This is a genomic window from Aureimonas sp. AU12 (genome assembly GCF_001463705.1).
In the GTDB taxonomy this organism is placed as follows: Bacteria; Pseudomonadota; Alphaproteobacteria; order Rhizobiales; family Rhizobiaceae; genus Aureimonas.
The window spans coordinates 103,551-125,883 of record NZ_BBWH01000048.1 but is presented as its reverse complement, the minus strand read 5'-3'; the positions used below and the strand labels follow the sequence as shown (position 1 = coordinate 125,883).

The 22,333-nt window shown below is 66.5% G+C and carries 18 protein-coding genes; 9 read left to right on the top strand and 9 right to left on the bottom strand.

Going from position 1 to position 22,333, the window contains the following annotated elements; all coding sequences use genetic code 11:
• Positions 1 to 255 (bottom strand): aminopeptidase P family N-terminal domain-containing protein (locus tag AUL33_RS19560; RefSeq protein ID WP_192843226.1); only part of this gene is annotated, 255 nt, incomplete at its 3' end.
• 303 nt (positions 256 to 558) lie between these two features.
• Here AUL33_RS19560 and AUL33_RS19555 point away from each other — a divergent pair.
• Both AUL33_RS19555 and AUL33_RS19550 read left to right on the top strand, forming a co-directional pair.
• On the top strand, positions 559 to 2,355 hold the full coding sequence (locus AUL33_RS19555; RefSeq protein ID WP_062212353.1) for an acyl-CoA dehydrogenase C-terminal domain-containing protein: 1,797 nt from the start codon (positions 559 to 561) through the stop codon (positions 2,353 to 2,355).
• Between the two features lie 54 nt (positions 2,356 to 2,409).
• Positions 2,410 to 3,618 carry an acetyl-CoA C-acetyltransferase gene (locus tag AUL33_RS19550; protein ID WP_062212390.1) on the top strand — a complete coding sequence of 403 codons (1,209 nt, stop codon included), beginning with the start codon at positions 2,410 to 2,412 and terminating at the stop codon, positions 3,616 to 3,618.
• 32 nt (positions 3,619 to 3,650) lie between these two features.
• On the opposite strand, the gene AUL33_RS19545 is transcribed toward AUL33_RS19550, so the two are convergent.
• A complete protein-coding gene (locus tag AUL33_RS19545; RefSeq protein ID WP_062212350.1) occupies positions 3,651 to 4,436 on the bottom strand; it encodes an EAL domain-containing protein in 786 nt (261 codons plus the stop codon).
• 286 nt (positions 4,437 to 4,722) lie between these two features.
• Here AUL33_RS19545 and AUL33_RS19540 point away from each other — a divergent pair, with 286 nt between their 5' ends.
• Positions 4,723 to 6,927 (top strand): FAD-dependent oxidoreductase, encoded by a 2,205-nt coding sequence (locus tag AUL33_RS19540; protein ID WP_062212387.1) that lies wholly within the window; start codon positions 4,723 to 4,725, stop codon positions 6,925 to 6,927.
• Between the two features lie 101 nt (positions 6,928 to 7,028).
• On the opposite strand, the gene AUL33_RS19535 is transcribed toward AUL33_RS19540, so the two are convergent.
• Positions 7,029 to 8,057, bottom strand: a complete 1,029-nt coding sequence (locus AUL33_RS19535) for a YihY/virulence factor BrkB family protein (protein ID WP_082652755.1) — start codon at positions 8,055 to 8,057, stop codon at positions 7,029 to 7,031.
• A 308-nt stretch (positions 8,058 to 8,365) separates the two neighbouring features.
• Here AUL33_RS19535 and AUL33_RS19530 point away from each other — a divergent pair, with 308 nt between their 5' ends.
• Both AUL33_RS19530 and AUL33_RS19525 read left to right on the top strand, forming a co-directional pair.
• On the top strand, positions 8,366 to 9,016 hold the full coding sequence (locus AUL33_RS19530) for a helix-turn-helix transcriptional regulator (protein WP_062212347.1): 651 nt from the start codon (positions 8,366 to 8,368) through the stop codon (positions 9,014 to 9,016).
• A gap of 59 nt (positions 9,017 to 9,075) precedes the next feature.
• Positions 9,076 to 9,888 carry a thermonuclease family protein gene (locus AUL33_RS19525; protein ID WP_062212344.1) on the top strand — a complete coding sequence of 271 codons (813 nt, stop codon included), beginning with the start codon at positions 9,076 to 9,078 and terminating at the stop codon, positions 9,886 to 9,888.
• A gap of 57 nt (positions 9,889 to 9,945) precedes the next feature.
• Here the strand turns inward: AUL33_RS19525 and AUL33_RS19520 are convergent, their stop codons facing one another.
• A complete protein-coding gene (locus AUL33_RS19520) occupies positions 9,946 to 11,610 on the bottom strand; it encodes a lysine--tRNA ligase (RefSeq protein WP_082652754.1) in 1,665 nt (554 codons plus the stop codon).
• A gap of 110 nt (positions 11,611 to 11,720) precedes the next feature.
• Positions 11,721 to 12,488: a transporter substrate-binding domain-containing protein gene (locus AUL33_RS19515; RefSeq protein ID WP_280137838.1), complete on the bottom strand. Its 768-nt coding sequence runs from the start codon at positions 12,486 to 12,488 to the stop codon at positions 11,721 to 11,723.
• A 163-nt stretch (positions 12,489 to 12,651) separates the two neighbouring features.
• Between AUL33_RS19515 and AUL33_RS19510 the strand changes: the two genes are divergently transcribed.
• Positions 12,652 to 14,592 (top strand): glycosyltransferase family 2 protein, encoded by a 1,941-nt coding sequence (locus AUL33_RS19510; protein ID WP_062212338.1) that lies wholly within the window; start codon positions 12,652 to 12,654, stop codon positions 14,590 to 14,592.
• Positions 14,593 to 14,637: 45 nt separating this feature from the next.
• Here AUL33_RS19510 and AUL33_RS19505 read toward each other — a convergent pair whose 3' ends face one another.
• Complete coding sequence (locus AUL33_RS19505) at positions 14,638 to 14,883, bottom strand: DUF2188 domain-containing protein (RefSeq protein ID WP_062212378.1); 246 nt, start codon at positions 14,881 to 14,883, stop codon at positions 14,638 to 14,640.
• Between the two features lie 433 nt (positions 14,884 to 15,316).
• On the opposite strand from AUL33_RS19505, the gene AUL33_RS19500 reads away from it, so the two are divergent.
• A complete protein-coding gene (locus AUL33_RS19500) occupies positions 15,317 to 17,995 on the top strand; it encodes a calcium-binding protein (RefSeq protein ID WP_062212335.1) in 2,679 nt (892 codons plus the stop codon).
• 212 nt (positions 17,996 to 18,207) lie between these two features.
• Here the strand turns inward: AUL33_RS19500 and AUL33_RS22325 are convergent, their stop codons facing one another.
• Positions 18,208 to 18,432, bottom strand: a complete 225-nt coding sequence (locus AUL33_RS22325; protein WP_156419504.1) for a hypothetical protein — start codon at positions 18,430 to 18,432, stop codon at positions 18,208 to 18,210.
• A 407-nt stretch (positions 18,433 to 18,839) separates the two neighbouring features.
• Between AUL33_RS22325 and AUL33_RS19495 the strand changes: the two genes are divergently transcribed.
• Both AUL33_RS19495 and AUL33_RS19490 read left to right on the top strand, forming a co-directional pair.
• Positions 18,840 to 19,286 carry an NUDIX hydrolase gene (locus AUL33_RS19495; RefSeq protein ID WP_082652752.1) on the top strand — a complete coding sequence of 149 codons (447 nt, stop codon included), beginning with the start codon at positions 18,840 to 18,842 and terminating at the stop codon, positions 19,284 to 19,286.
• Between the two features lie 126 nt (positions 19,287 to 19,412).
• Complete coding sequence (locus AUL33_RS19490; protein WP_062212328.1) at positions 19,413 to 21,110, top strand: methyl-accepting chemotaxis protein; 1,698 nt, start codon at positions 19,413 to 19,415, stop codon at positions 21,108 to 21,110.
• Between the two features lie 90 nt (positions 21,111 to 21,200).
• Here the strand turns inward: AUL33_RS19490 and AUL33_RS19485 are convergent, their stop codons facing one another.
• Together AUL33_RS19485 and fdhD are read right to left on the bottom strand one after the other, a co-directional pair.
• Positions 21,201 to 21,461, bottom strand: a complete 261-nt coding sequence (locus AUL33_RS19485) for a formate dehydrogenase subunit delta (protein ID WP_244492354.1) — start codon at positions 21,459 to 21,461, stop codon at positions 21,201 to 21,203.
• A gap of 13 nt (positions 21,462 to 21,474) precedes the next feature.
• The gene (gene fdhD / locus AUL33_RS19480) at positions 21,475 to 22,332 is read right to left on the bottom strand and encodes a formate dehydrogenase accessory sulfurtransferase FdhD (protein ID WP_062212322.1); all 858 of its coding nucleotides are present in this window, start codon (positions 22,330 to 22,332) and stop codon (positions 21,475 to 21,477) included.
• Position 22,333 lies beyond the last annotated feature (1 nt).

Below are 22,333 nucleotides of genomic sequence, written 5' to 3'. Positions count from 1 at the left end.
CACCTGCACCGTGTAGCGCCCATCGACGAAGATCGCGGCCCGCTCGGGCAGCACCAACGCCGTTCCCGCCGAGCCGGTGAAGCCGGTGAGCCATCCCAGGCGTGCCGCGGACGGCGGAATATACTCGCCCTGATGATCGTCGGCGCGCGGCACGATGAAGCCGTCGACCCCCGCCTCCGTCAGCGATGCGCGCAGGCGATCGAGGCGCGAGGCGCTCTGGCTGGCGTCGGAGATTTCGTCGAAATCCTGAAACATGGGGACAGTCCTCTCCCGTCGTCACGACCCCGCGAGAACCCGTCCGGTGGCTCGGCGACGCCTCATCGGCCCCTTCTGTTTCAGGCTGCGTGGCAGGGAGCAAGCGTGATCGTCACAGGTTTTCGCGTTCTGCGGGGAAACGCGGACGCCTCCCCGACGCCGGCGAGACCGCGCCCCAGAGAACCCGAAGCTCATCGCCGTGGCCGGAGCCCGACTTGAACGCGCGCGACTTCGACGATATACCCAAGCTTGGTTGACGTTTACGCAAACGTCAAAATTCGCGAAGGTTCCGGGAGGTTCACAATGCCGGTCTATCAGGCCCCGATCGCCGACACGCTCTTCGTCCTCAACGACCTTCTCGACTTCGACCGGCACAACAACCTGCCAGGATTTTCCGACGCCTCGCCCGATATCGTGGAGGCCATTCTGGGTGAGGCCGGGCGCTTCGCGACCGATATGTTCCTGCCGCTGAACCAGGTCGGCGACCGCGAGGGCTGCCGGCGCGCCGACGACGGGTCGGTGACGACGCCGACGGGTTTCAAGGCGGCCTATGCGCAGTTCCGAGAAGCCGGCTGGGGCTCGCTTTCGGCCGATGCGGCCTTCGGCGGCCAGGGCCTGCCGCACACTTTGGCGGCAGCGGTCAACGAGTTCCTGTCGTCGGCGAACATGGCCTTCGCCATGTATCCGGGCCTGACGCGCGGCGCGATCGCGGCGATCGAGCAGCACGGCACGCCCGAGCAGAAGCAGACCTATCTGCCGAAGATGATCGAGGGCATCTGGACCGGCACGATGAACCTCACCGAGCCGCATTGCGGCACGGATCTCGGGATGCTGCGCACGAAGGCGACGCCTCAGGGCGACGGCTCCTATGCGATCACCGGGCAAAAGATCTTCATCTCCGCCGGCGAGCACGACCTTTCCGAGAACATCGTCCACCTCGTGCTGGCGCGCATCGACGGCGCGCCGCAGGGCACGAAGGGCATCTCGCTCTTCATCGTGCCGAAATTCGTGCTCGACGAGGCCGGCCAGCCGGGCGCGCGCAACGGCGTCGCCTGCGGCTCGATCGAGGAAAAGATGGGCATCCACGGCAATGCCACCTGCGTCATGAACTACGACGGCGCCACCGGCTACCTGATCGGCGAGGCCGACAAGGGCCTTCGCGCCATGTTCACGATGATGAACGAAGCGCGGCTCGGCGTCGGCGTACAGGGCCTCGCGATCTCCGAGATCGCCTACCAGAACGCCGTCGTCTACGCGAAGGACCGCATCCAGGGCCGCTCGCTCTCGGGCACGAAGGCGCCCGAGCGTCAGGCCGATCCGATCATCGTCCATCCCGACGTGCGCCGTATGCTGATGACCATCCGCGCCGTCAACGAGGCCGGGCGCGCGCTCATCCTCTGGACGGCGTTGAAGGGCGATCTCTCGCATCTCGCCGAAGACGCTGGGGAGCGGCAGGCGGCGGACGACTGGATGGGCCTGATGACGCCCGTCATCAAGGGTGTCCTCACCGACAAGGGCTTCGAGAACGCCGTCATGGCGCAGCAGGTCTATGGCGGCCATGGCTATATCGCCGAATGGGGCATGGAGCAGTTCGTGCGCGACGCCCGCATCGCACAGATCTACGAGGGCGCGAACGGCATCCAGGCGCTCGATCTCGTCGGCCGCAAGCTGGCGCTGAACGGCGGGCGCGCGGTGCAGGCCTTCTTCAAGGAGGTCAGCGCCTTCTGCGAGGAGAACCGCTCGACCGAGGCGATGGCGCCCTATACCAAGGCGCTGAAGAAGGGCCTGAACGACCTGCAGCAGGCGACGATGTGGCTGATGCAGAACGCCATGGCCGAGCCCGACAATGCCGGCGCGGCCTCGACCGACTACATGCATCTCTTCGGCCTCGTGGCGCTCGGCTACATGTCGGCGCGCTCGGCGAATGTGGCGCAGGAGAAGCTCGCCTCCGGCAAGGCCGGCGATGCCGGGTTCCTCGAAGCCAAGCTGGTCACGGCCCGCTTCTTCATGGACCGGCTGATGCCCGAGACGGCGGCCCACCTCGCCCGCATTGCGTCGGGATCCGATTCCATGATGACCTTGAACGAAGAGGCGTTTTGAGCGGATCTCGCCTCCGCTCGATCGCTCGCGCAGACTGACCCCGGGAGGTCCATGATGACCGAAGCCTATATCTACGATCACGTTCGCACGCCGCGCGGCCGCGGCAAGAAGGACGGGGCGCTGCACGAGGTGCCGGCCGTGCGCCTCGGCGCCAAGGTTCTGGAAGCGCTGCGCGATCGCAACGGCATCGACACGACGCGCGTCGACGACATCATCTTCGGCTGCGTCGATCCCGTCGGCGAGGCCGGGTCCGTCATCCCCAAGGCCTCCGCCTTCGAGGCCGGCTACGCCTTTTCGGCGCCGGGCATGCAGATCTCGCGCTTCTGTGCTTCGGGTCTCGACGCGATCAACCTCGCCGCCTCGAAGGTCGCTTTCGGCGCCGACGATCTCGTCATCGCGGGCGGCGTCGAATCCATGTCGCGCGTCGGCATGGGCATGTCCGGCGGCGCGTGGATCATGGACCCGTCGGTGGGCATTCCCGCGTATTTCATGCCGCAGGGCGTCTCGGCCGATCTCATCGCCACGAAATACGGGTTCTCGCGCGACGACGTCGACGCCTATGCGGTGGAATCGCAGAAGCGCGCTGCCCGCTCATGGGAGGAAGGGCGCTTTGCCCGGTCCGTCGTTCCCGTGAAGGACCAGAACGGCCTGACGATCCTCGACCGTGACGAGCACATGCGCCCGACCACGGACATGCAGTCGCTCGGCAGCCTCAACGCCTCCTTCGCCATGCATGGCGAAATGGGCGGCTACGACGCGGTGGGCATCCAGGCTCATCCCGAGATCGAGGCCGTGAACCACGTCCACCATGCCGGCAACTCGTCGGGCATCGTCGACGGCGCGGCCGGTGTGCTGGTGGGTTCGAAGGAGGGCGGCGCGATCCTTGGCGCCAAGCCGCGCGCCCGCATCCGCGCGTTTGCCAATATCGGCTCCGACCCCGCGTTGATGCTCACGGGCCCGGTGGACGTGACGCGCAAGCTCTTCGCCCGCGCCGGTATCAGCGCCGCCGATATCGATCTCTTCGAACTGAATGAAGCCTTTGCCGCAGTGGTGCTGCGCTACCAGCAGGCGTTCGACATCGATCCCGCGATCATGAACGTCAACGGCGGCGCCATCGCCATGGGCCATCCGCTCGGCGCCACCGGCGCGATGATCCTCGGCACGGTGCTCGACGAACTGGAGCGCCAGGACAAGCAGATCGCGTTCGTCACCCTCTGCATCGGCGCAGGCATGGGCACCGCGACGATCATCGAGCGGGTCTGACGACCCGCATGATGCGCGGCATCCCCCCTTCGTCAGGCGTAGTGGGCCTCATGGGTCACGACGACCGTCTGCGGCGCGACCGCGACCTGCGGCAGCGCTTCGAAGGCGGGCTTGGCGAAGTAGTAGCCCTGGAAGAGGTTGATGCCGGCCGCCTTGAGAACGGTGAACTCGGCCTCGGTCTCGATGCCTTCGGCCAGGACGGTGATGCCCAGCTCGCGCGCGACCGCCGTCATCGCCGCGACGATCACCTGACGCGGGCGGCTGGAGTCGATGCCGCGGATCAGCTTCATGTCGATCTTGATCAGATCGGGCTGGAAGTCCGCCAGCAGCCCGAGGCCGGCAAACCCGGCACCGAAATCGTCGATCGCAGTGATGAAGCCCTGACGGCGATACTCGGCGAGGATCGTGAGGAGATGGCCGGTGTCGATGATCTCCTCGTTCTCGGTGAACTCGAACATGATGTCTTCAAGCGGAAAGGCGTGTCTGCGGGCGGCAGCGAGCGTCGCACGCAGGCAGGCCGCCGGCTCGTAGACCGCGTTCGGCATGAAGTTGATCGAGAGCTGCAGGCCGTTGTCGCGCGGGAAAAGCCGGGACGCCAGTTCGATCGCCTTCACGCGGCAAGCCTGATCGAAGCGATACTTCTGGTCCGTCGAGACCTTGGACAGCATCGCGTACGCACCCTCCCCGTTCAACCCGCGGATCAGGGCCTCGTATCCCCAGACGCGCGACGCCGACAGGTCGAAGATTGGCTGGAATGCCATCGAGAACTCGAAATCCAGCGGCTTTCCCGACCGGCACCCTTCGCAATCCATCACCATCAATACAACTCGCCTGAAATCCATCGAACAGTCGCAACTCTAGGCTCAGGCGCGCTAAAAAGTTGTGAAGCGCAGCTTATGACCAACGATGACAGTCGTCAGCCGACTGACGAACTGCGAACGCCAGCCTCCCATGAGCGGCTTTTCCTTGGGAGCGGGTCGGGCGGGGATACGCCGCACGAGCGGTTGCCGTCATCCTCCTCCCATCGTCCGATCCCCTAGCCTCCTTCGTTCAACGGCCATCGCAGGGCCGAAACCGTCCATGCTTCAATCGGGAGACCGCATCATGTCCAACGCAAATTTCACCACCGAGATCGACACCGAGGGGTTTGCTGTCGTCGTCTGGGACATGAAGGACCGCTCGATGAACGTCTTCACCGAGGAGGTGATGACCGAGATCGAGGCGCTGGTGGACCGGTTCGCGGCCGACGACGCCGTCAAGGGCGTGGTCCTGACCTCCGGCAAGGAAGGTTCGTTCACCGGCGGCGCCGACCTCAAGATGCTGCGCGGCCTGTTCGACACGTTCGCGGCCAGGAAGGCGGCCGATCCCGAGGCGGCGGTTCGCGAACTCTTCGAGCGCTCGGGCGAGATGGGACGGATCTGGCGCAAGCTGGAGACGAACGGCAAGCCCTATGTCGCCGCAATCAACGGCACCTGCATGGGCGGCGGCTTCGAACTGGCGCTGGCCTGCCATGGGCGGGTGGCGGCGAGCGAGGCCAAGATGGGCCTGCCCGAGGTGAAGGTCGGTATCTTCCCCGGCGCCGGCGGAACGCAGCGCGTCCCGCGCCTGACCGACACGCAGTCGGCGCTCCAGATGCTCTTGAAGGGTGAGACGCTGTCGGCCGCGAAGGCCAAGTCGATGAAGCTCATCGACGAGGTGGTGCCGCAGGCCGAACTCGTCGACAAGGCCAAGGCCATGCTGCGCGCCGGCCTGAAGCCGGTGAAGCCTTGGGACGAGAAGGGGTACAAGCTGCCGTCCGGGCCGGTCTATTCGCCGGCCGGCGCGCAGGTCTGGCCGGCGGTGGCCTCGCTCTATCGCAAGGAGACCGCCGACAACTATCCCGGCGCCCGCGCGATCGTGAAATGTGTCTACGAGGGCCTGCTGCTGCCGATCGACCAGGCGCTGAAGGTCGAGCAGCGCTACTTCGCGGAGGTCCTGCAGACGACCGAGGCGGCGATGATGATCCGCTCGCTCTTCGTCTCGCTGCAGGCGCTGAACAAGGGCGCGCGCCGCCCATTGAGCGTTCCGCCGCAGGAGATCCGCCGGGTCGGCGTGGTCGGCGCCGGCTTCATGGGCGCCGGCATCGCCTTCGTAGCAGCCAAGGCCGGCCTCGACGTGGTGCTGGTGGACCGCGACCAGGCGGCCGCCGACAAGGGCAAGGCGCATTCGGCTGGGCTGATGGAGGCCCTCGCCAAGAAGGGACGCGCGACGAAGGAAGAGGGAGAGGCCCTCCTCGCCCGCATCACCGCGACGCCCGACTATGGCGCGCTTGCCGACGCCGATCTCGTGGTCGAGGCGGTGTTCGAAGATCGCGACGTGAAGGCGGAGGTGACGCGCAAGGTCGCGGCCGTCATGAAACCCGACGCCATCTACGCCTCCAACACCTCCACCCTGCCGATCACCGGACTGGCGGACGCCTTCCCGGATGCGGCACGCTTCATCGGCATCCACTTCTTCTCGCCGGTGGATCGGATGATGCTGACCGAGGTCATTCTCGGCAAGGCGACCGGCGACCGCGCGCTGGCCGTGGCGCTCGACTTCGTGCGGGCGATCAAGAAGACGCCGATCGTCGTCAACGACACCCGCGGCTTCTTCGCCAACCGCTGCGTGCTCCGCTACATGACGGAGGCTTACGACATGCTGGTGGAGGGCGTGCCGCCGGCGATGATCGAGAACGCCGCGAAGTTCGCGGGCATGCCGGTCGGCCCCCTCGCCCTCAACGACGAGACCGCCGTCGATCTCAGCCAGAAGATCATGAAGGCGGCGTTGAAGGACGAGGGTGAGGACGCCGTAGATCCCCGCCACTTCAAGCTCATCGATGCGATGGTGACCGAAGACGGGCGGCTCGGCCGGAAGGCCGGCAAGGGCTTCTACGACTATCCCGCCAAGCCCGCGAAGAAGGCGCTGTGGCCGGGGCTCAAGGAGAAGTTCCCGCAGCAGAAGCCCGAGGACGTCGACTTCCCCGAGTTGAAGGAGCGCTTCCTGGTGACGATGGCGCTCGAGGCCGCTCGCACGATGGAGGAAGGCGTCGTCACCGACCCGCGCGAGGCCGATGTCGGCTCCATCCTCGGCTTCGGTTATGCGCCCTATACGGGGGGCACTATCTCCTACATCGACGGGATGGGCACACCGGCCTTCGTCGCGCTTTGCGAGAAGCTGGCCGCGCGTCATGGCGAGCGCTTCGCGCCGACGCCGCTCCTGCGCGAGATGGCGGCGAAGGGCGAGACCTTCTACGGACGATTCGCAGCGAACGAGGCGGAAGCCGCCTGAAACCCAACGACCATAGCGGCGGCCTTCGAGGCCGCCGTCGCTGGCACTTTGATCAGACCTCGCGCTTCTCGCGCACGATGGAGCCATCGCTGGGACTTCGATCAGACCTCGCGCTTCTCGCGCACGATGGACCGGCCGATCGTGTCGGCGACCCGCGCGCCGCGCATGCCGATCGGCTTTTCCGGCCGATCGGTCGTGTCGAGCGCCGTCTGGTGCTCCATCTCGGCGTTGATCTCGGCGCCGACCACGAAGATGATCGACGAGATCCAGACCCACATCATGAAGCCCACCACGGCGCCGAGCGAGCCGTAGGTGGCACCGTAATTGGCGAAGTTGCGCAGGTACCAGGAGAAGCCGATCGAGGCGGTCAGCCAGACCACGGCGGTGAGGATCGCTCCGAACAGGACCCAGGTCCAGCGCGCACGATTACGGCTCGGCCCATAGCGATAGATCATGCTGATCGAGGCGACGATGACCGCGAAGAGCACGGGCCAGCGCGTGGCAGCGATCAACTCGTCCGACAGGCTGGAAGCACCGACGATGCCCATGATGATCGGCACCACGCCCACCGTCACGATCATCACGGTGCCGATGAAGACGCCGCCGATCGTGAAGCAGAAGGCGACGGCGTTGAGCTTCAGGAAGGACCGCTGCTCTTGCTCGCCATAGGCGACGTTCATCGCCTCGAAGAGCGTCTTGATGCCGTTGTTGGCGCTCCAGAGCGAGAACAGGAGGCCGGAGATGAAACCGACCGACAGGGACGCGGGATCGCGCGTCACCAGATATTCGAGCTGTGCGGTCAGGAGTTCGGTGCCGGCCTGCGGCAGGAACTGGCCGATGAAGGCGATGTGGTCGGCGATCGTGTTGGGATCGGCGACGATGCCGTAGAAGGACACGAAAACCGCGAAGGCCGGGAACAAGGCGAGCAGCAGATAGAAGGTCGCGCCCGCGGCGATCAGCATCACCCGGTCCTCGAAGAACGAGTACCAGATGCGCACAAGGATATCCTTCCAGCCCTTCCAGGGAATGCCGAAGGGGCCGCTGGCATCGCGCCCCCGTCCCGGCTCGCTCGCGCGCCGGCGAACCTCGTCGCTCGTGTTCGGCGCGAACCGCAATCCCATCATGGCCATCGCCGACTCCTGGCAAACGCAAGGGTGCGCACCGGCCCATCCGCCGGAACACCCATCGCTAAAATGCCATATTCGCCGCCGTGTTCCCTGGCGTGCAAAGGATTGTTGCCGAACCGATCGCCCCATCGATGGCAAAACCGTGGAAAACCTCCGGCGGTCGAAGCGAAAACGAGACGGACCGGCGCCGGCCCTCGACAAGACGGGGATCTCGTCTTAAACAAAGTTCGGACAAGGTATATATTCCTTGTCGATCCGTTTGCGTCGGCTTTCGTCGGCGTCCTGGCCAACCTGCAACCCGAGCGACGTCGATGTTCACGCATGACCGCATCTGGACTGCGCTCGACCGGCTCGCCGCCGAAAACAAGCTGTCCCCCTCCGGGCTGGCCCGCAAGGCCGGGCTCGATCCCACGACGTTCAACAAGTCGAAGCGATTGGCTGTGGACGGGCGTCCCCGCTGGCCCTCCACCGAATCGATATCCAAGGTGATCGAGGCCACCGGCACGACGTTCCAGAACTTCTCGTCGATGGTCACGGGCGGCGATCTGCAGCCTGCCAAGCTGCCGGCACAGGCGCTGCCGAAATCGGTGCCGCTGCTGGGCTTTGCGGAAGCGGGCGCCGGCGGCTTCTTCGACGACGGCGGCTTTCCGGTCGGCCAGGGGTGGGACGAGATCAACCTGCCCGGCTATGACGAGACGCTCTACGCGCTGGAGGTGTCGGGGCAGTCGATGTTGCCGCTCTATCGCGACGGCGACATCGTCGTGGTCTCGCCGGGCGCCGCGGTGCGGCGGGGCGACAGGGTCGTGGTGCGCACGCGCGACGGCGAGGTCATGGTGAAGATCCTTCAGCGCCAAACCGCCAAGACCATCGAACTCGCCTCGGTGAACCCGGACTTTCCCGACCGACAGTTCGCGGTCGCCGAGATCGACTGGATCGCGCGGATCCTCTGGGCGACCCAGTAGCCGCCACGCTGCCGCAGGCGTGAGCCTTCAGCGGCTCGTTCCTCGTCAAGGAGCCACGAATGCCGACGCTCCGCATCGCTCTCGCCTTTCTGGCTGTCCTCGCCGCATGGATCGTCTTCCTTCCGCGGCAGCCGACGCTCCTGTCGCCGGCGCCGACCGCAACTCAAGAGGAGATCGCGCCTTCCGCGCCGAACCCGCCGGAGGCGACGCCGCCAGCCGCATCGCGCTCCGAACCCGGGCGGATGGAGCGCTCCGCCCCGGTGCGCGAGGTCATCCCCTCGCCCCTCGCCGGCGGCGGCGATCTCGTTCGCATGCCGCCGGCCGCGAGCGGCGCCGCGGTTCCGATCATCGCCGATCGCGCGCCAACGCCGACGCCGGGTGCCAGCAACGCGCCGGCCGAGGCGGGTTCTGCTACGACGCCGGACGCATCAGCGCCTGTCGCTACGCCGGACGAAGCGACTGTCGCCGCCATCGTCCCGAGCGAACCTCAGCCGGACTTCCGCCGCTTCAGCCAGCCGATCGCGGTGGATTCGGGAACCATCCAGGCCGGTCAGACGACCCTCCGTGTCGAAGGTGTCGAACCCATCGCGCCGGACGCGCGCTGCAGCGACGGCGCCCGGTCCTGGCCCTGCGGCGTGCGCGCCCGCACGGCGTTCCGCGCCTGGCTTCGAGGGCGCTCGCTCCTGTGCTCGGTGCCGGCGGATGCCGGCGACGACGTGACCGTGCCATGCCTCCTCGGCGAAGAGGATGTCGGACAGTGGCTGGTGTCGAACGGCTGGGCTGCGGCCGCGCCCGGCAGCCGCTATGCGGATGCGCAAACGCAGGCGAAGGAGGCACGCCGCGGCATCTGGGAGTTCGAGATCGCCAACTGAGCGCGTCGCGTCGACATCCGAAAAGATCGGCGCAACACGCTGGTGTTCATCGCGCCGTCAGGCAGCGGGCGTCAGGCGCCCTTCGAGCGCGTCGCGAATGAGCTTGCGGGTCTCGTCGATGCCGTAGAGCGCCACGAACGAACCGAAGCGCGGGCCGCGTTCCTGCCCGATCAGCGTCTGGTAGAGCGTCTGGAACCACTCGCCGGACACGCCGGGACCACCGGTCGGCCCGGTCTTCTTCAGATCCTGATAGCGCGGCATCGGGCGCGCGACGTCGAGCACCGCATCCTGGATCGCCGCGCCGTCGGCGCCGGTCGGCAGATCGCCGAGCTTGGCGTCGAGCGCCTCCAGCGCCTGCCGCTCCTCGGCATCCGGCGCCCGGAATCGCTTGGCCGGCCGCACGAAATCCTCGAAATAACGCAGGGCATAGCCCACGAGCCGGTCGAGCTCGGGATCGCTCGCGGCGCTGACGCCAGGCGCATAGCGCGAGATGTAGCCCCAGAGCGTTTCCTTGTTCGATGCGTTCGAAGCCGACACGAGGTTGAGCAGCATCGCGAAGGGCACCGCGATCTCGCCGCGCGGCGCCTCGCCCTGGTGGATGTGCCAGACCGGGTTCTGCAGCCGCTGGCGATCGTCCTGCCGCTCGAGCGCCGAGACGAAGGCATAGTAGTCGTCCACCGCCTTCGGGATGACGTCGAAATGCAGCTTCTTGGCCGCGCGGGGCTTGGCGAACATGTAGAAGGACAGGCTCTCCGGCGAGGCATAGGCGAGCCAGTCGTCGATCGTCAGTCCGTTGCCCTTCGACTTCGAGATCTTCTGGCCGTTCTCGTCGAGAAACAGCTCATAGTTGAAGCCCTCGGGCGGCTCGGCGCCGAGCGCCTTCACGATGCGCGACGACAGGGTGACGCTGTCGATCAGGTCCTTGCCGGCCATCTCGTAGTCGACGCCGAGCGCCGCCCAGCGCAGCGCCCAGTCCGCCTTCCACTGGCACTTCACCGCGCCGCCCGTCACCTTCGTCCACACGGTCTTGCCCGTGTCGGGGTCGAGATAGGCGATGCGCCCCCCCTCGACGTCGCGCTCCACCATCGGCACCTGCAGCACGATGCCGGTGCGCTCCGAAATCGGCAGGAAGGGCGAATAGGTGGCGCGGCGCTCGGGGCCGAGCGTCGGCAGGATGATCGCCATCACCTCGTCATAGGCGGCGAGCATGCGCAGCAGCATCGCGTCGAACCGGCCGGACGTATAATAGTCGGTCGCCGAGGCGAACTCGTAGTCGAAGCCGAACGTGTCGAGGAAAGCCCGCAGCCGCGCGTTGTTGGCGGCGGCGAAGGACGGATGTTCGTTCGAGAACGGGTCGGGCACCCGCGACAGCGGCTTGCCGAGGAAGCCGGTCATCATCTCGCGGTTCGGCACGTTCTCCGGCACCTTACGAAGGCCGTCGAGATCGTCCGAAAAGCAGAGAAGCCGCGTCGGGATCTTGTCCTGCGTCAGCGTGCGAAAGGCGTGGCGCACCATCGACGTGCGGGCGACCTCGCCGAACGTGCCGATATGCGGCAGGCCCGAAGGGCCGTAGCCGGTCTCGAACAGCACCTGCGTCTGGCCCGTGCGCTCCAGCCGGTCCAGAAGCTTGCGCGCCTCCTCGAAAGGCCAGGCGTTCGAGCGCATCGCTTCGTCGTGCAACGCGGCGCCTGCCGGGACGCTCTCTTGCCGTTCGTCGGACATGCCGTGTCTTCCCGTTTTACGTCATCGTTCCCCGCCGCCGCGCGGCCGGAAAATCGTCGCGCGAGCTATGGTTCGCCCCGGCGGCGGCGTCAACGCGGCAAGCCGACGGTTCAGAAGGCGCTGACCGGAAAATAGCGCAGGAGCAGCTCCGACATGCGGCCGCTCTCGACGATCTTGCCGAGTGCATAATCGAAGGCCGCCGCCAGTTCGCCGTCCTCCGGCTTCACTGCGATCGCCAGCCCCTCGCCGAGATAGCGGTCGGAGAGGTAAGGGCCGCCGGCAAAGGCGCAGCACTCGCCGGCATCGTCGCTCGACAGCCAGAAGGACAGGCCGACCCCATCGCCGAACACGGCTCTCACCCGCCCCGCCTTCACCGCTTCCAGAGCGTTGTCGCGCGTGTCGAACTCGACGGGCTTGGCCTTGGGAAAGAAGGACCGCAGCATCGCCTCGTGCGCGCTCGCGCCGACGACGCCGATCTCGATGCCGTCGAGCCCCGAGCGAAGGGGTTCGTCGATCCTTGCGTCACGGCGCACCACGAACCGGGCGGGAAAGCGGAAGAACGGGTGGGTGAAGGTGAAGCGCGCCCGGCTGTCGGCGGTGATGCCGAGCCCTGCCGCCACCGCCTCGCCGTCGCCCCTGGCGAGCGCATCGGTCAACTCGCCGAACGGTTTGGCCTCGATCTGGCAGATCGCGGTGGCCTCCAGTTCCTCGCAGATGGCGCGGGCGAGATCCACGTTCAGTCCAGCCAACCGGCCCTGACCGTCGAGGAAGTTAAAGGGCGGAAAATCGACCGCGGTGAGGAAGCGAATCCGGGCCCGTCCGCTCAAATCCGGCGCAGCGATTCTCTGCCGCTGATCCCAGAAGTTGGGGGTCTCCACGCCTTGTGCGCGCACGGGGCCACACCAACCCGCCAGAGCTGCAACCAGAAGGACGCCTACCCGCCCTTTTTCAACGAGAGATTCAAGCAGGGGTTTCTGTCCTAAAACGAGACTGCAACCCAGACTACAACTCTGGATCTTGCGGAAAGAAGTCGGCTTGTCAGTGATCGCGTCGATGCCCGAGCGGGCGCAGGAAGCCGGTGCCCCGTTCTACGACCCCTCGCCCACTCTGCACAAGATCGCCGATAGCCCGGCACTGGATGCATCCGCCGAGATCGAGGTCGCGGGAGCGACACGCCTCCAAGAGGTCTTTGAACGACTTGGGGTCGATCGGGAGACGGAGCATCGACTTCGCCAGCAGGCGATCTGGGCGGGTTCGACCCTCGAAGACGAGATCGTCGCGGCCGGCCTCGTGTCGGACGTCGAACTCGCGCGCGTGATCGCGGCCGTTCTGGGGGTCGAGACGGCGCCCGTCGATCCGGCGGCGACCGTCATCCGCGACGGACGCGGCGCAATGCAACTCGGCCAACGGCACCTGCGGACCTGCGATGCCGCCTTGCGCACCCGCATCTTCATCAGCCCGCCGCTCGATCGGCTGGAGGTCATCGCCGCCCATCTCGCCAGCAATCCCGCCCTGCGCGAGCCGATGCGCATCACCACCGTCGCGGACATCCGCCGTGCGCACGCCAGCGCGACGAGCGAGGAGCGCTCCAACCGCGCGCGCCTGAGCCTCGCGACCGACTTCAACCGATGGTCGGCGCGCGATGTAATCAGCCCCCTCCAGTCGGCCTTCGCGGTGGTCGCGGTGGTCGCGCTGGCCATGGCGTGGTGGCACTTCGACGGCTTCTGGCTGGTGATGCATGCCGGCTGCACGTCGCTGGCCTTCGTCTTCACGGCCTTTCGCCTTGCCGTCCTCTGGGACACGCCGGTCTCGCCGCCATCGGGCGAGGCGCTACGGCGCGATGGGCTGGCCAGTCCCGAAGGCCTGCCGATCTACTCCGTCCTCATCGCGCTCCACCGCGAATCGGCGATGGCCGAGCCTCTGGCGCGTGCCATGGCCGCGCTGGACTGGCCGCGCTCGCGGCTGGAGGTCTTCTTCGTCTGCGAGGCCAACGATCCCGACACGATCGCGGCCGTCGAGCGCGCCATCGTGGGCGAAACGAACTTCTCGGTGATCGCCACGCCCCGCACCGCGCCCACCACCAAGCCCAAAGCCCTGAACTATGCGCTGCCCTTGGCACGCGGCGAGTTCCTCGTGCTCTACGACGCCGAGGACCGGCCCGATCCCAGCCAGCTGCGCGAAGCCTACGAGGCGTTCCGGGCGGGGCCGCCGACGCTGGCCTGCCTGCAGGCGCCGCTGACGATCCGCAACGCCTCCGCCGGCTGGTTCCAGGCGCTGTTCGCGATGGAATACGCGGTGCTGTTTCGCGCGATCCTGCCGTGGCTGGCCAAACGCGCGCTGCCGCTGCCGCTCGGCGGCACGTCCAACCATTTCCGGCGGGCGACGCTGGTGGAGGCCGGCGGATGGGACAGCCACAACGTGGCCGAGGACGCCGATCTCGGCATTCGCCTTGCCCGCCTCGGCTTCCATGTCGGAACGATCCGCGCGCCGACCTCAGAGAGCGCCGTCGCCGACTGGCCGGACTGGCGCAACCAGCGCACCCGCTGGATCAAGGGCTGGCTGCAGACCTGGCTGGTCCACATGCGCGATCCCCGCCTGACGATCCGCCAGCTCGGCTGGCGGAGCTTCCTAATGTTCCAGGTGATCTTCGGCGGCATGATCGCGGCGAGCCTGATGCATGTCGTCTTCGCCATGCATCTGGCGGCGGCGGGCGCGGCCTTCTTCGGTTGGGGATCGGCCAGCATGACGCTCGGACTCCTGGCGTCGGTGGATGCCTTGAACATCCTCCTCGCCTACCTCGCCTTCTCGCTTCTGGCGGACCGGGTGCTGGCACCGCAGGAGCGCCCGCTGATGCGGCGCCTGCCCACGCTCTGGTTCTACTGGCTGCTCGTCAGCTATGCCGGGCTCCGTGCCATCGGCCAACTCGTCAGCAAACCGCACATGTGGGAGAAGACGCCGCACCGCGAGGTGGCGCCGACCTGAACGGGTTCGCCCGGCCGCCGAGGGACGGCCGGGATCAGGCGAGCTTCAGCCCTTATCCACCACGTCGGCATGCGGACGATCGTCGCCCTTCGAAACCTCCTCGTGCCAGGCGCCGCTTCCGTCCTGATAGACGATGCCCTGCGTCTCGCCGGCCAGCTCTTGACGCGCCGATGCGTCCTTGGCCGCGGCCAGCGCATCGTCATGGGAGCGGAAGGTTTCGGAGAAGACGTCGCCGACCTTGTAGGCCCAGCCGCCGTCATGCTGGACGATCTCGTAGTGAATGTCGGACATCGGTTCCTCCGTGTGCATGGCCTGCCGACGCCGCGCTGGGCATCGTCTGGCAAAAACGACGGCGTCGCGCATCCGTTCCGCCGGGCGACGGTCTCGGGCGCGACGAGGGAAAGCCCGGAACACGCCCGACGCCCGTCCGCACGATTTGCCGGGTCGAATCGGCCAAGAGCATGGTCGCGGGCTCAGCCTCACAGCTTGAACGGAACTGTCCTCTGGGCGACCGCAGAGGAGCAAACCCATCGCCGCGGGCTCGAGCGTCACCTTCCGGCATCACACCAGCCCTATGCAACCCAAGATAGGTATTGATATTGCACTTTTGGGTTGCAAACGCCTGCAACCTCGCTCTACCTGTTGATGCAACCTGAGGTAGGTTCTGAGTATCAACGCGCGCCATGGTCGTCCTTGACGCGGCGCAGGGCATCATGAGGGCTTTATGGCTGTTTATAATCTCATTGGAGGTGTCGTCGAAACGATCACCGACATCATCACCATTCCGGCCGGCAGTGCTCAGCCGGGGGATATTCTCAACATCAACCTCCCCAACGTCAGCATCCTCGACATCGTCGAGGTCGAAGGCAACGTTCGGCTGACGCTGAGCAACGGGACCGAGATCCTGCTCGTCGGCGTCGCGATCAGTGCCCTGTCGGGTGCGCTGCAGCTCAACGGTAGCCTTGTCATCTTCCCCGAGAACGGGCTCGCCGAGGGTGATGGCGGCGACAACTTCATCCCGGGCACCGACGGCAACGACACGCTGAACGGCGGCGCGGGCGACGATACGATCCTCGGCGCGGGCGGCAACGACGTCATCAACGGCGGTGCCGGTGACGACAGCCTCGATGGCGGCGACGGCGACGATTCGATCACCGGCGGCACGGGCGAAGACACGATCATCGGCGGCGAAGGCAACGACACGCTTTTCGGCAACCAGGGTGACGACACGATCCGTGGCGGCGAAGGCGACGATCTGATCTACGGCGGTCAGGACGGCGACAGCATCCGCGGCGGCGCCGGCAACGACACGATCGAGGGCAATCAGGGCAGCGACACCATTCGCGCCGGCGCGGGCGACGACCTCGTCTACGGCGGCCAGGGCAACGACAACATCCGTGGCGGGGACGGCAACGACACGCTGCTCGGCAACCAGGGCGACGACACGATCCGCGGCGGCGATGGCGACGACCTGATCTACGGTGGCCAGGGCAACGACGATCTCTACGGCGGCGAAGGCAACAACACCATCTACGGTGGTGAAGGCAGCGACGACGTTACGATCAATGCCGACGGCGACAACGTCGTCTACGGCGGCACCGGCAACGACGATCCGACGGACGGCAACGATTTCATCGAGATCGACGGCGACGGCGACAACACGGTCTACGCCAATGGTGGCGACGATGATGTCTTCATCGACGGCACCGGTTCCAACACCGTTTATGGCGGCGCAGGCGACGACTATATCGCCGTCGGCGGAGAAGATGCTGCGGGCAGCAACCTGATCTACGGCGGCGAGAACGACACAAAGTCCCTGTCGCTCGGTGCCGTCACGGCAGCCTTCGGCCTGCTGTCGGGTGGCTTCCAAAACGAAGCTCGTCTCTCGGACGATGTCGCCTTCGCCCGCTTCAACGAAGACCTCGCGGAGCGAGACGTCATCCTCGTGGAGAGCAACGGCGCCAACACGATCTACGGCGGCACCGGGCCGTCCGATCCCGAGGACGGTAGCGACGTCATTCTCGTCGAGGGCAACGGCAACAACGAGATCTTCGGCAATGGCGGAAGCGATCTCGTGGCGGTCCTCGGCACCGGCGACAACAGCATCTATGGTGGCCTCGGCGGTGACATTCTCCTGGCGGGAACGCTCGGCGACGGCGTCAACAACGGGTCCAACCTGATCGTCGGCGGCGCCAACCAGTCGGGCAGCTACCTCAGCGCCCTGCCGGACGGCGCAAATGCCAACACCCCGCTCGGCTTCGAGGATTTCGGTTTCGATTTCTTCGCTGAACTCTCGGATCGTCCCGATCTCACCGGCGGCGTCGACGTGATCGCGGTCGGCAGCGACGGCGACAACACGATCTACGGCGGCAGCGGGACGGTGGATCCGACCGATGGCGGCGACATCATCGCGGTTTTCGGAGACGGCAACAACCTCGTCTACTCGAACGGTGGCGACGATCTCGTCACCGTCTCCGGCACGGGGAGCAACACGATCTATGCCGGCGTCGGAGACGATGTCGTGCAGGTCGTGGGTGGCGACGAGGCGTCCTCGACGCTCGTCGTCGGCGGTGACGGGCGCGACGACATCTTCGTCTCCACGGATGGCGATGCCACCGTCTATGGCGGCAATGACGGCGTCGATCCGCAGGACATGGCCGACACGATCTTCGTCGAGGCAACCGGCGACGTCCTTGTCTTCGGCAATGGCGGCGACGACGACATCACCGTCGACCTGTTCGGCGATGGCTTGGGCGTTTCCACGATCTACGGCGGTGTCGGCAACGACTCCATCGACGTCTCGACCTTCGATGGCGAGCGCAGCGTCCTGATCTACGGTGGCGAGGATCGCGACACGATCGATCTCAACGGCTTCTCCGGTAATGCCACGATCTACGGCGGCACCGGGGCCTTCGACCCGAGCGATGGAGCCGACACGATCACCGGCGGTTCGGGCAACGACCTGATCTACGGCAACGGGGGCAACGACATCATCGACGGCGGTGCCGGCGACGACATCCTGATCGGCGGTGCCGGTGCGGACAGCCTGACCGGCGGCGAGGGCGACAACACGTTCGTCTTCGGCACGGGATCGAGCGGCCTGGCGGCCGGAACGATGGATGTCGTCACCGACTTCGTTTCGGGCGACGATGTTCTGGACTTCGGTCTCGCGGCCGGTTCCGCGACGACCTTCGCCATCGGATCGGACGTCGCTACCTACGAAGCGGCGCTGACCGCCGCCAACCTCGCCTTCTCGTCCGCGACCGGCCCGACGCTCTACAGCTTCCAGACGGTCAACGAGAGCACCGGCTACCTCTTCGTCGATGCGGATGCCAACGGCACCGCGGATTTGGCGATCATGCTGGCCGGCGTCACCGACCTCACCCAGTCCGACATCATCTGATGTCGCGGGTCGGCGACCTCTCAGGAGGTCGCCGACGATGGACAAAATTCGACGTGAAAGCACCCGCAGCTCGACCGAGTTGCGGGCGCTTTCGCATGTCGCCACTTTGATCCCATCGCCGCGAGGACGCGCGTCGAGCCCTCTCAAACGCAAAACGCCCACGGCGGAATGTCCTGCCGTGGGCGTATTGGTGAACAGGTCGACGTTAGCGTTCAGTCGGCGGAGCGGCGGGCCACGTCGATCATTGCATAGTCGATCATCATCGCGACGGCGTGGTGATCGCGCGACAGCAGGTCTCGCGCCAACGCTAGCAGGCAGAGGGCGCTACGCTCGTCGACCGTCAATCCGGTGTCCGCTGTGACGCCTTGGGTCGGCAGCGGGCCAAGTTCAAGCTGGTCGGTCCGTCCACCTCCGCGGCGATCCACGATCCCGCTCATGTCAAAGCCCAGACGCCGATGGCGCCCCAGAAGAGAAGGGCACCCGCAAACCACACGATGATTGCCTCCGATCGGCATTTGTCTTCCGGCACAGGGCGCATCGAACCTCACAAACTCACGGGTGAGGCTCAACACTAGGTTGCATATTTCGATCCTGCAACCTGGAATGGTCCGGCATTATCGAATTGTTCATGATGACGCAGGGGGCAGCGACGTCATCCGCGGTCCTGTATACCGCGTTGCTCACAAGTGGTTCGGCGTGGCCGCCACGTCAGGCTCACGCGGCTCACGTGTGAGAGTGTCACAGATGGCTTTATAATTGGCCACGCTTTCAATTCGCACTTGTCATCCGGCGAATAAGCGCGATTTTGGTATAGACCACACTGCACCATGAGAAGGCGATCCCGTTGAAGCAGCGCAAACAGGTAGGAGCCATCGCGTATCAGGACGACACATCGTCCGGACTGCGAATCCTGCTGGTGACGTCGCGCGAGACAGGACGCTGGGTTATCCCCAAGGGTTGGCCGATGAAGGCGCGCCGGCCCCATCAGGCCGCGGCGCAGGAAGCTTTCGAGGAAGCCGGTGTCGAAGGGCGCATCGGCAAGAAGGCGACGGGCTCCTACCACTATCCCAAGACCCTGCGGAACGGCGACGTGGTCGCATGCCGCGTCAAGGTGTTCCCGATGAAGGTCGATCGCCTGATGGGAACCTGGCCGGAGGCGACCGAGCGCCGACGCGAGTGGTTTTCCGCAGAAGAAGCTGCTGCTGCCGTGCAGGAACCGGAACTGGCGCAATTGCTGAGGTCGCTCGGCAGCTTGCTGGATGCTCCCGTGAAGTCGGCGACGTCCAAGTAAGACCGCGCCCTGCGCCATCCGGTCCGAGCGGCTCGTCTAGGGCTTTGCTCGCCGCCCTTCACCGCGTTCATCTTATGTAAGGCCCACTGGGCGTTTCATACCTGCAACGCGCCGGGGGGAACGACCATGAAGCTGAAGACAAAGATCGCAGCCAGTCTCGGACTGGTGATCGGCCTGATGGGCCTGTCGGGATACCAATCCCTCTCCGCGCTGTCGCAGGCCCGCCAGTCGGGCGAAGGGTTCATCGCAAATTCCTTCGTGCAGACCAAACGTCTCGGAACCATCCGCGCCTACATTTCCGACGTCGGACGCCTCGTGAACACGCTCGACGTGCTCAAGGACGACGCGGTCTTTGCCGATCTCTCGGCGACCTCGCTCGAACGGGCCGCGTTGGCGGAAGGCCTCATCGGCGATTATCGCGCCGCCCTTCCGGCAGACCGCCAGGCCTCGATCGACGCCCTGGCGGCGGACGCCAAGGCCTATGCGGCGTCGGCCGCCAGCGTCGTCGAGCTTCTCAAAACCGAACGTCTGCAAGGCGAAGGCAGCTCCGCGGCCGGCGAGCAGGCCGCCGAAATCGCGAGATCCCGAATGGCCCCGACCATGTCGGAAATGGTCGACGAACTGAAGGTGGCCTCCGAGTTCGAGATCGGCCGCTCAAACGCCTTCCAGGCGGCGCTCGTGAGCGAATACGAGACGGCGCGAACCGGTTTGCTCGTGCTGTTCGGCGCGGCGCTCGCGCTCGCCGCCGTTGCCGCCGGCTGGATCATCCGCTCGCTCGACAAGGGCATGGGCCTGGCGCTCGCCGACGTGCGGCGCATCGCCGATGGCGACGTCGCACCGCGGGCGCATCTGAAGCGCCGCGACGAGATCGGGACGCTGCTGACCGGACTGACGGAGATGCGCACGAAGCTCGCTGACATCGTGACGGACGTGCGCACCTCGGCGGCGCAGGTGGCCTCCGGCTCGCTGCAGTCCGCCGCCACCGCCGACAGCCTGTCCTCGGGCTCGACCGAACAGGCAGCCGCTTCCGAGCAGGCCTCGGCCGCGATGGAGGAGATGACCGCCAACATTCGCCAGAACGCCGACAACGCCGCGCAGACCGAGAAAACCGCCGGGCAGGCCGCCGTCTCTGCCCGCAAGAGCCACACGGCCGTGGCGGGCTCGCTCACCGCCATGCGCTCGATCAACGAGAAGGTCCGCGTCATCCAGGAGATCGCCCGCCAGACCGATCTTCTGGCGCTGAACGCCGCGATCGAGGCGGCGCGCGCTGGACAACATGGCAAGGGCTTCGCGGTGGTGGCGTCCGAGGTGCGCAAGCTCGCCGAGCGCTCGCAGCTCGCGGCGCAGGAGATCGGCACCCTCTCGGCGGAGACGCTGAGCGTGTCGGAAGAGGCCGGCCGCCTGTTCGAGAGCCTTGTGCCCGACATCGAGCGCACGGCCGAGCTCGTCTCCGAGATCTCGGCGGCCTGCCGCGAGCAGACGGTGGGCGTCGAGCAGATCAACCAGGCGATCCAGCAACTCGATCAGGTGACGCAGGCCAATGCCGGCGCGGCGAACGAGATGTCGGCGACGTCGGAACAGCTCTCGGCCGAGGCGAGCCGCCTCGAAGACCGCACCGGCTTCTTTCAGACCGGCACCGCGATCGAGCCGGCGGCATCGGCAGCGGCGGTCCTGGCGCCGACCATCGCGACGCTCCAACGGGCGCGCGCCGCCAAGGGTTCGCCGGCTCGGATCATGGGTCGCGGATCCAAGGCCCCAGCCCCCGCCGACGACGGCTTCGCCCTGGATCTCGGCGACGGCGGGTTCGAGCGCCTCAGCGCCTGATGGAGGCCGCGCGGGTATCACGGCTCAAACGCGTCGCCCAACGCCAAAGCCGTGAGGGCTGCCCGGATGATGCGGACCGCTTGTCTGCGATCAGGCCGAACCTGCGGGCCCGGCGGCCTGATCCGTCGCCGTCGTAGTCCTCTGTTCTAGCGGCACGGCCGGGCGGCGTATCTTCGTCATCGCTTCCAGTACGAGCGGATGGAACGACCCGGTGTCGCCGGACTCGTAGGCGGCGAAGAGCTGCGTGCGCATGCGCGGCTCCCAATAGTTGTTGATGTGGTCGGCGACATCCGCCGTATGCCGCGCCCCGTCGGGGTTCGAGCGACAGAAGGTGGCAATCGAATTCGCCATGCGGATCAACTTGTCAGGCTGCATCGGACTTGGCCTTGCACTCGAAGAGGCTGGAAGCGGTTTCGACCACAGCACCGACCACCCGCTGCGGGTGGGTAAAGATCTCGAACTCATCGCCGCGCACCACCGCGACGAGCGTGACCCCGGCCCCCTCGGCGGCTTCAATCGCCAATTGCGTCGGCGCTGAAACGGCGGCGATCAGGCCGCAGCCCATGCCCGCCGCCTTCTGGATCAGTTCCACCGAAACGCGGCTGGTGATGGCGACGAAGCCCGATGCGGGATCGATGCCGGCGGCGGCGAGATGCCCGGCGACCTTATCGAGTGCATTGTGGCGACCGACATCCTCGCGCACCACAATGAGAGCACCGCCGGCCTGAACGAACCCTGCCGCATGCACGGCCCGCGTCTCGCGCCCGAGGCTTTGGCGCAGCGCCATCGCCTCCAGCCCCGCGACGATGGCAGCCGGCTCGAGCCGCACGCTCGCCCGCACCATCGGCAGTGCTCGCGCCGCGAGTTCCAGGCTCTCGACGCCGCAGAGCCCGCAGCCGACGGGGCCCGTCATCTGCCGGCGCCGCGCGACATAGGTCGCGGCACGCTCGCTCGTCAGCCAGATCCGGCAGTCGATGCCCAGATCGGCCTCGGCGAGTTCGATGCGCTCGATCTCGCTCGTGGTTTCGACGATCCGCTCGTTCAGGGCGAGCCCGAGCGCCAGTTCCTCCAGATGATCCGGCGTCGCCATCATCACCGCATGGGTCGAGCCGTTCACCGAGATCGCCACGGCGACCTCGGCCGGCACGCGTCGTTCGCCGACCGAGAACCGGCCGCCGCGATAGACGAGGCTCGGCGCTCCCGCCGAGATGGGCCTTGCCATG